Source organism: Allokutzneria sp. NRRL B-24872 (assembly GCF_002155965.1).
Classification (GTDB): domain Bacteria; phylum Actinomycetota; class Actinomycetes; order Mycobacteriales; family Pseudonocardiaceae; genus Allokutzneria.
This window is the reverse complement of record NZ_MUMH01000144.1, coordinates 1-8,767: the sequence shown is the minus strand read 5'-3', so window position 1 is coordinate 8,767 and position 8,767 is coordinate 1. Positions and strand designations below refer to the sequence as shown.

Below are 8,767 nucleotides of genomic sequence, written 5' to 3'. Positions count from 1 at the left end.
GGCGGGCGCGGCGGGCCTGCGGCTCTTCTGCACGAAGCCCAGCAGGACGAGCGCGAAACCGAACCTCAGCACTGGATGTCTCTTCTCGTTCAGGGGGTCTGACCGCAGGAACAGACTCCCGGCGCGGCGGCGGTTCCGCGAGCATCGAAAAATCTGACCTCTCGGCCAGGTGTCAGTCGTCGACACCGCCAACCCGCCGTCATATGGTGTTCTGCACCCGGCGTATTGGCAGGTCAACGACGATGTCAGCAAACGCGGGGGCGCAGTGGCGGTCCTTCCGCGCGGTGGCCGTCGTGGTGTCCCTGGTCCTCGTGGCGGCCTCGGTCATGGTCACCACCGAAGCGCTCGGCAATCCCGGCTCAGTGCTGGCCGACAAGACCCTGCAGGTCCTCTTCAGCCTGGTCACCGTGCTGATCCTGCTGGTGGGCGCGCGCCGCAGGAGCGGGGCCGACCGCGGCTGGCGGCTGTGGATGGCCGCGACGGCGTGCTGCATGGGGCTCGGCCTCGGCGTGTGGATCTGGACGAAGCTGATCAGCGGCCTCCCGCTGCCCGCGAGCACCCTGGGCAACGTCGCCTACTTCATGGTCCCGGTCTTCGCGCTGATCACGGTGATCAGCCTGGTCGACCTCGGCGTCGGCGAGGAGCAGCGGCCGGTGACCAGGCCGAAGCGGATGCGCGCCGTGCTGGTGCTGGACGTGGTGATCATCGCCAGCTCGGTGCTGCTGGTCGGGCACGCCGGGCTGATGCTGAAGCTGGCCAACCGCTCGGCCGCGGTGAGCGAGGCGGGCAACCTGGTGCTGCAACTGCTGCACCCGACCTCCTACGTGCTCGTCGCGGTGATCGCCGTGGTGGTGTCGGGGCCGCGCGGCCTGGTGCGGCAACCCGCGCTCGGCCTGCTGGTGCTCGGTTTCCTCGCGCACGCCACCTCCGCGACGATCACCACGAGCCTGGTGCTCAGCGGCATCAAGCACATCCCGCCGGTGATCGACATCGGGTACATGACCGGCAACGCGCTGTTCCTGCTCACCGCCGTCGCGCCGCCCGGCCGTCCGCTGCCGCGCAAGCGCAGGCGCTCCGACCACTGGCTGCACCTGGCCGTGCCGTACGTGCCGCTGCCGATCGCCGCGCTGTTCCTCGCCTTCCGCATCACCGAGACCACCCAGGTCGAGCCGCTGGAGATCTACCTCGGGTTCTGGCTCGTCGGCGCGGTCGTCGGCAGGCAGCTGATCGCCATCGCCGACAACCTGTGGCTGCTCGGGCGGCTGCGGGCCAGCCAGCGCGAACTGGAGTACCAGGCTTACCACGACTCCCTGACCGGCCTGGCCAACCGCGCGCTGTTCCAGGAGACGCTGCGCCGCGCGGTGGAGGGCAACTCCGCGACCGGGCCGCCGCTGCTGGTGCTGTTCATCGACTTCGACGACTTCAAGAAGGTCAACGACCAGTACGGGCACGCGACCGGCGACGCGCTGCTGCGGGAGATCTCGGCGCGGCTGCGCGGGCTGCTGCCCAGCACCGACCTGGTGGCCCGGCTCGGCGGAGACGAGTTCGGCATCCTGTTGCACCAGAACGGGAAGAGCCCCGAGGAGGTCGGCAACGCCGTCCTGGAGGGCATGCAGCAGCCGTACCAGGTCGACGGGCGCGAACACGTGGTGCGCGCCAGCATCGGGCTCGCCGAGCTCGGTCCGGGCGAGTCCGGGCTCACCGCCGACGAGCTGCTGGCCCGCGCGGACTCGGCCATGTACACCGCCAAGCGGCGCGGCAAGGGCACGCTCGCCCTGCACTCCGCGTAGGCACGCGTTGACCGATTCCCCACCGCAGGCCACTTTCGGCTACGACAGGACGGTGCTCGCGGTCGCCCGCACGGTCACCGCGGCGGCGCGCCTGCTCGAAGTGCTGCCGCTGATCGAACAGAACCGGCGCGTGCAGGCGCACTACACGATCGTGCCGGGCTCGGACTTCGCCGACGGCGTCGAGGACCTGCTGCGCCAAGCGAAGGCGAAGGTCGTTCCGTGGCGCCGAGCCGTCAAGACCGCCTACAGCCTCGCGGTCTCGGCGAGCGCGAACGGGCCGCTGCACCGACTGCGCGCACCACTGCTGCTCATCCCGCACGGAGCGGGCCACAACAAGGTGCTGGCCTCGGGAGCCCTCTCCGGCCTCGCGCGAGAACAGTTGCTGCACAACGGAAAAGTCACGCCGAGTGCGATCGCGTTGACGCACGAGGACCAGCTCGAAACGTTGGCGCGCACCTGCCCAGAGGCGCTGGAACGCGCGGTGGTCGTCGGCGATCCCTGCCACGACCGGATGCGCGAGAACGCGTGGGCTCGGTGGCGCTACCGCGAATCCCTCGGAGCGGCTGATCGCCGGATCGTCCTGATCAGCTCGACCTGGGGCGAGAAGTCGTTGCTGCGCACGCGGCCGGAGCTGCTGGACCGGCTCAACAGGGAGCTGCCCGTCGACGATTACCTGGTGATCACCGCACTGCACCCCAACGGCTGGGACCACCACGGCGCGCGCCAGCTCGGGCACTGGACTCCGACAGCCATGCTGCTGCCACCGCACGAAACCTGGCAGGCGGCGGTGATCGCTGCTGACGCGGTGATCGGCGACCACGGCTCACTGGGGCTCTACGCGACCGCGATGGGCGTTCCGGTCCTGCTCGGCGCCTTCGCCGATGACGAGATCGCGGCGGGCACGCCAATGGCTGAGCTGGGCGCGTTGGCACCTCGGCTGGACGATCGGCCGCTGCGCGCTCAGTTGGACGATCTCGTTGCCTGGGAAGGGATCGCGTGGCGCACGTTCGACCAGAGCGGCGCGGCGGCCAGCAGGCTCCGCGACCTTATGTGCCGCTTGATGGGCTTGGAGCCGGTCGGACCGGCGGAGCTGCCCACGCTCAGCCTGCCCGTGGTGGACGCGCCGCGCCCGTCCTCGTACTTCGTGGCCTCGCGGTGCTTGGACGACAACACCGTTGAGCTGCAACGCTTTCTCGCCGACCCGGTCTCCGAGCAGCCGCAGCGCCACATCGCGGTGACACCGGAGGCGAAGCCACGACTCCTCCAAGCCGCTGGCGTGCTGCTGCTCCCAGACGGCGCCGACGCCGAGCGGTGGCTGGCCGGACTTCCCGTGTGCCAGACCGTCGGCGTGATCACCGATCCCCGGTCGTGCGTGGTGTGGCTGCGCGACGGGCGACGGCTCCGGCTGGCGGCTTCGGGCGGGCCGATCGAGCTGGTGCCGTCGGCGGTGCACGCGTGGCTGGCGAACGGCCGCGTCGCGGAGGAGCTGAAGCGGGGTCTGGTGGTGCGCACCGGGAACGCCGAGATCGCGGTGGAGCCCTGGTAGCGTCGGGTTCCGATGCGCACCCTCAAGCAGTCCGGCGAGCACGAGCTGGAGATCAAGAAGTCACGGTTCCTGTGCGCGCTCGCCAGGGTCGCCGACGAGGACGAGGCGCGCGAGGTCATCCGCTCCCGCCGCAAGCTGCACGTCGGCGCCGGGCACCACTGCTCGGCCTACGTCCTGGACGACGCGCAGCGCTCCAGCGACGACGGTGAACCCGCTGGCACGGCGGGCGTGCCGATGCTGGAGGTGCTGCGCAGACGCGAGCTGACCGGGGTCGTCGCCGTGGTCAGCCGCTACTACGGCGGGGTCAAACTGGGCGCCGGTGGGCTGATCCGGGCCTACGGCGGGGTCGTCGCCGAAGCGGTGGACCTGCTCGGCGTGGTCGAGCGGCGGCCGGTGCTGCTGGTCTCGACGGTCGTGGACTACCTGCGGGCGGGCAAGCTGGAGAACGAGCTGCGGAACTCGCGCTTCCACCTCACCGACGTCGAGCACCGGGCCGAGGTCACGTTCCGGCTCAGCGTCGAGGAGCAGGCCCTCGCGGAGTTCGGCGCGTGGCTCGCCGAGCAGACCGCGGGGCAGGCTGAGTACACAGTGGACGGTTCAGGCCATGTCGAAGTGGATCTGACGAATGGATGAGACCGGCTGACGCGCCCCCCTCGCTGTGCCATCTTGGAGACAGCGGTGACGTACGAGGGAGGCGCGTATGTCCGGCCTGTTCCTGTTCACGTTGCTCTGGGTGCTCGTCGCACTGGCCCCCGTCCCCAACCCCCAGGTCCGCCGGACGCTCCTGCTGCTGGTCGTCGGCGTCTCGGTGACCGCGATCGCCTACACCTTCTTCGAGTTCACCGAGGCCGGTGTGCGCCAGCGCGACGACGACACCGACCGCGGCCTGCTCAACACCGCGCTCCTGGTCGCGGGACCAGGAGCGCTGGTGGCGTTGTTGCGGCTGGCCACGGCCAACCACGACCGCAGCTGACCGTCCACAATGGACTAGATCACGGCTTCTTGATCCGCTCGATCAGGCTGGTCCAGCTGTCCGCACCGTGACCGGCCTCGATCGCGCGGTCGTAGTGGGCCTTCACCGCGCGCGGCAGGCCGGTCTCGATCCCGGCCTCCTCGCTGGCCCCGACGATGTGGTCGGCGGTCGCGCCCATCATGACCACGCTTGCCTCATCGCCGGGGTGCTCGCCGGAGTCGATCTGCTTGACCGCGTCGTCCAAGTACATCGACATGCTGGCGAAGTTGTCCGCCGCGTAGGGCTGGAAAGCCGCCGCGGACACCCCTGCCGAGTTGAGCAGCGCGGTCGCGTGCAGGAAACCGGACAGCGAGGTGAGGAAGAGGTCCAGCTGCGCCTGGTAGTACAGCTGCGCGAGCGCGAGGTCCTCGCCGACGTAGTCCGGCCTGCCGATCACCTTCAGCATCGGCTCGAACCGGTCGAAAGTGGCGCGGGAACCGCTGTAGAAGACGTAGGCGCCCTCCTCGCCGACGAGCACGGCCGGGACCATCACGCCGCCGGTCAGCAGTTCGGCGCCGTGCCCGGAGAGCCAGGTCGCGGCCTCGCGGGTCTTGGCGGGCGTGTCGGAGCTGAGGTTGATGACGACCTTGCCCGCGAGCGCGTCCGTGGCCTGGCCGAGGATGTCGTACATGGCCTGGTAGTCGGTGAGGCTCAGGACGATCGCGGTGTTCGCCGCGAGCGCCGCGCCCACGTCCTCCGCCCGGAGCGCGCCCTCGTCGACGAGCGCGTCGGCCCGGCTGGCGGTGCGGTTCCAGACGGTCACGGCGTGCTCGGCGGCGAGCAGCTTGCGGACCATCGCCTGGCCCATCGGTCCGAGTCCGATCAGGGTCACGCCGATCTTGCTCATGTTGTCCTGCCTGTTCAGAGTGTGTTTTCGAGGTCGAGTCCGACTCTGCACGGGGCCGCGCACGAACTGCGCACGGAACTCTGTCGGTGGCTCGGGCTACTTTCGTGACGTGCGATTCGGACTGCTGGGGCCGCTGGCCGCGTGGACCTCCGACGGACACCCCGTGCGGGTGCCCGAGCCGAAGGTGCGCGCGCTGCTGGCCGCCCTGCTCGCCGCGGAGGGCCGGGTGGTCTCGGCGGACCGCCTCGCCGAGGACCTGTGGGGCGAGCAGCAGCCCGGGAACCCGATGAACACGTTGCAGACCAAGGTTTCCCAGCTGCGCAGGGCGCTCGGCCGCGATCTCGTGGAGCGGGAGGCGGCGGGTTACCGCGTCCGGCCCTCCTCCACCGATGTCGCGGAGTTCCGCGCGCTGACGGCGCGGGCGCGTTCTGCGGGTGATCCGCGCGAGCGCGCCGAGCTGTTCACGTCGGCGCAGGCGCTCTGGCGGGGTCCGGCGCTGGCTGACTTCGCCGACGAGCCGTTCGCGCAGTCCCTCGTCCAGCGGCTGGAGGAGGAACGCCTTGCGGCACAGGAGGACTGGGCCGACGCGCGCCTGGCGCTCGGCGAGCACGGCGCGGTCATCGGCGAGCTGGGCGAACTGCTCGCGCGGTACCCGCTCCGCGAACGGCTGCGGTCACTGCACATCCGCGCGCTCTACCGGGCGGGCAGGCAGAGCGAGGCGTTGGCGAGCTACGCGGAGGTGCGCGACCAGCTCGCCGACGAGCTGGGGCTCGATCCCGGCCCGGAGTTGGTCGCGCTGCACCAAGCGGTGCTGGAGCAGGCACTGGAGCTGGCTCCGACGAAGAGCAACCTGCCAGCGGCGGTCGGCGAGCTGATCGGCCGGGACGACGCCGTGCGCGCGGTGCGGTCACGGCTCGGCGAGTCGCGCTTGGTGACGCTCACCGGGCCCGGCGGGGTCGGCAAGACACGGCTCGCGGTGGAGGTCGCGCGGCGGCTCAGCTTCGCCGACGGCGTGTGGCTGTTGGAGTTCGCCGGTACGAAACAGCAGGGCGACGAGTGGGTGGTCGCCGCGATCGCGGCCACGCTCGGCGTGCGCGAGGAACCAGGACCGCACCCCGACCTCTCGGCGTGGCTGGCCGAGTCGTTGCGGCACAAGGAAATGCTGCTCGTCGCCGACAACTGCGAGCACCTGGTGGAGGAGATCGCCACGGTCCTCTCACGGGTGCTGCGCGGCGCTCCGGGCGTGCGCGTGCTCGCGACCAGCCAGGAACCGCTCGGCCTGACCGACGAGGTGCTGTGGCCGGTACCGCCGCTGGAGGTGCCTGGCCGCTCCAGCGACGTCGTCAGCGCGCGGGAGTTCAGCGCGATCCAGCTCTTCGAGACGCGCGCGGGCATCACCGTCGACGAGGACACCGCGCCGGTGGTCGCCGAGATCTGCCGCAGGCTCGACGGCATCCCGCTGGCGTTGGAGCTGGCCGCGAGCAAGGTCCGGGTGCTCGGCGTGCACCAACTGCTCAACCGGCTCGGCGACCGGTTCCGCCTGCTCGCCGGGGGCCCGAGGGACGCGCCCGCCCGGCAGCGCACGCTGCGCGCGATGATCGACTGGAGCTGGGAGCTGCTGAGCGAGCCCGAGCGGACCCTGTTGCGGCGCCTCGCGATCCACGCCGAGAGCTGTTCACTGGAGGCCGCCGAGGCCGTCTCCGGTGGGACTGACGTGCTGGAGCTGCTGTCCGGCCTGGTCGACCGGTCCCTGGTGGTTTCGGAGATCCGCGGTGGTGCGCCCCGCTACCGGCTGCTCGAATCCGTGGCCGCGTACAGCTTGGAGCGCGTCCACGAGGCCGGTGACTTCGAGGAGCTGCGGCTGCGCCACGCCCGCTTCTACGTGGATCTCGCCGAGCGCGCCGCGCCGTTGCTGCACGGGGGCTCCCAGCGGCTGTGGCTCGAACGGCTCGACGCGGAGACCCCCAACCTGCGCGCGGCTTTGGAGGCTGCCGATCCCGGACTCGCGCAACGCCTGGTCACCGCGCTGGCGTGGTACTGGTTCCTCCGAGGTCGGCTCGGCGAGGCCAGCAGATCGCTGAGCTTGGTCGCCGACGAATCACCGGCTGCGCGCGCGTGGCTGACCGGGATCGCCGTGCTGGAAGGGCAGCGCATCTTCGACGTTGCGGAGGACCTGGAGGACACGCGGGCGCTGTGGTTCCTCGGGTACTGCGTGTCCACGGTCGGCGACATGCAGTCCGCCGAGCCGCTGACCTTGTTGGCGCTCAAGCGTTTCGAGGAGTCCGGCGATCCGTGGGGCATCGCCGCCGCGACCAGTGACCGGGTCAGCCAGCTCATGCACAAGGGCGACTTCGCCGAAGCCAAGGAGCTGGCCCACCGCAGCGCCGCGAAGTTCGCCGCGCTCGGCGACCGCTGGGGCCAGCTCCAAGCGTCGTTCACCCTCGGCGCCCTCGCTGAGATCTCCGGCGACTACGACCGCGCCGCCGCGCTGCACCGCGAGGGCCTGCGCATGGCCGAAGAGCTGTGCCTGTGGCCCGAAGCCTCCTTCAAGCTGTCCTGGCTCGGCCGGGTCGCGTTGCTCACCAAGGACTTCGACAGCGCCCAGGAGTTCCACGAACGCGCGCGCCGGATCGGGGTCGAGCAGAACTTCCCGCCAGCGGAGATGTACGCGATCACCGGGTTGGCGTTGGGTGCTCGGCGCGAGGGGAAGTTCGACGAGGCGGAGAGGCATCTTCGGTATTTGCTGGAGTGGCATCCGAGCGCGTTGATTTACGCCGAGCTGGGGTTTGTGGCTGAGCAGCGAGGGGATGCGCTCTTGGCGCGGCGGTATCACGAGCAGGGGCTGGAGTTGGCTCGGGAACTGGGTGACCCTCGGGCGGTTGCCTTGGCTTTGGAGGGGCTGGCCGGGGTGGCGGTTGCGGAGGGGGATCTTTTTCGGGCGAGGTTGTTGTTGGGGGCGGCTGGTGCCGCTCGGCGGTCGGTGGGGATGCCGTTGCCGGAGGCGGAACGGGGGGATGTGGATCGGATTCTTGCCGCGGTGGGGTTTGTGGAGGAGTTTGCTTGGGGGGCGGATTCTTTGGTGGAGTTGGGGTTTTAGGTTCTGGGCTTCCAGCTGGCGCCGGTTCCAGCGTGGGGTCGGCTTGACCTGGGGGCCCCTTGCGCGCGCCCCTGGGCCTTACAGGGGCACGGGATGAAACACCCGGCCCTCGCGCGAGCGTATGGCACGCGCACCCCAGGTAAAGCCTCGGCTGTGTTGCGCGCCTTACGTTCCAGCGTGAGGCTTTCGGCATTTCGGACGCCTGGGAATTCATCCTTTAGAGCCATGATCGTCTATTTAAACGGCGTAGAATAGAAGTATGGATTCCGATGCCGTCTTGAAGGCGGCCTTCACCGGCATGGGCAAAGCCGTAGCGGACTTTTCCGTGACCCTGCTCGACTACATTTCCGACCTCGATCCACGCGACCAGGAATTCTCCGAAGAAATCCTCATGCGTGAACTCCGGGTATCGCGGGTCAAAGCATCCAGGCTCATCGACCGGGCCACGGATCTGACCTCCCGCCCGGGAGTGTTC

The 8,767-nt window shown here is 70.0% G+C and carries 7 protein-coding genes; 6 read left to right on the top strand and 1 reads right to left on the bottom strand.

Annotation, left to right across the window (positions count from 1 at the left end; genetic code table 11):
• Window positions 1-242 precede the first annotated feature (242 nt).
• From CCN37_RS31275 to CCN37_RS31260, 4 genes are all read left to right on the top strand, one after another.
• Complete coding sequence (locus CCN37_RS31275; RefSeq protein ID WP_168200942.1) at window positions 243-1,790, top strand: GGDEF domain-containing protein; 1,548 nt, start codon at window positions 243-245, stop codon at window positions 1,788-1,790.
• A gap of 7 nt (window positions 1,791-1,797) precedes the next feature.
• Window positions 1,798-3,336 carry a hypothetical protein gene (locus CCN37_RS31270; protein ID WP_143261891.1) on the top strand — a complete coding sequence of 513 codons (1,539 nt, stop codon included), beginning with the start codon at window positions 1,798-1,800 and terminating at the stop codon, window positions 3,334-3,336.
• A gap of 12 nt (window positions 3,337-3,348) precedes the next feature.
• Window positions 3,349-3,969: a YigZ family protein gene (locus CCN37_RS31265; protein WP_086827798.1), complete on the top strand. Its 621-nt coding sequence runs from the start codon at window positions 3,349-3,351 to the stop codon at window positions 3,967-3,969.
• A gap of 67 nt (window positions 3,970-4,036) precedes the next feature.
• Window positions 4,037-4,309, top strand: coding sequence for a hypothetical protein (locus tag CCN37_RS31260; protein WP_086827796.1), 273 nt, complete (start codon window positions 4,037-4,039; stop codon window positions 4,307-4,309).
• 19 nt (window positions 4,310-4,328) lie between these two features.
• On the opposite strand, the gene CCN37_RS31255 is transcribed toward CCN37_RS31260, so the two are convergent.
• On the bottom strand, window positions 4,329-5,195 hold the full coding sequence (locus tag CCN37_RS31255; protein WP_086827794.1) for an NAD(P)-dependent oxidoreductase: 867 nt from the start codon (window positions 5,193-5,195) through the stop codon (window positions 4,329-4,331).
• Between the two features lie 109 nt (window positions 5,196-5,304).
• On the opposite strand from CCN37_RS31255, the gene CCN37_RS31250 reads away from it, so the two are divergent.
• Both CCN37_RS31250 and CCN37_RS31245 read left to right on the top strand, forming a co-directional pair.
• Window positions 5,305-8,292 (top strand): BTAD domain-containing putative transcriptional regulator, encoded by a 2,988-nt coding sequence (locus tag CCN37_RS31250; protein WP_086827792.1) that lies wholly within the window; start codon window positions 5,305-5,307, stop codon window positions 8,290-8,292.
• 259 nt (window positions 8,293-8,551) lie between these two features.
• Window positions 8,552-8,767 (top strand): hypothetical protein (locus CCN37_RS31245; protein WP_143261890.1); only part of this gene is annotated, 216 nt, incomplete at its 3' end.

Excerpts from the sequence above, each read along its gene's own strand:
- CCN37_RS31260 (WP_086827796.1), top strand. The coding sequence starts at position 4,037 with ATGTCCGGCCTGTTCCTGTTCACGTTGCTCTGGGTGCTCGTCGCACTG.
- CCN37_RS31255 (WP_086827794.1), bottom strand. The coding sequence starts at position 5,195 with ATGAGCAAGATCGGCGTGACCCTGATCGGACTCGGACCGATGGGCCAG.
- CCN37_RS31275 (WP_168200942.1), top strand. The coding sequence starts at position 243 with ATGTCAGCAAACGCGGGGGCGCAGTGGCGGTCCTTCCGCGCGGTGGCC.
- CCN37_RS31265 (WP_086827798.1), top strand. The coding sequence starts at position 3,349 with ATGCGCACCCTCAAGCAGTCCGGCGAGCACGAGCTGGAGATCAAGAAG.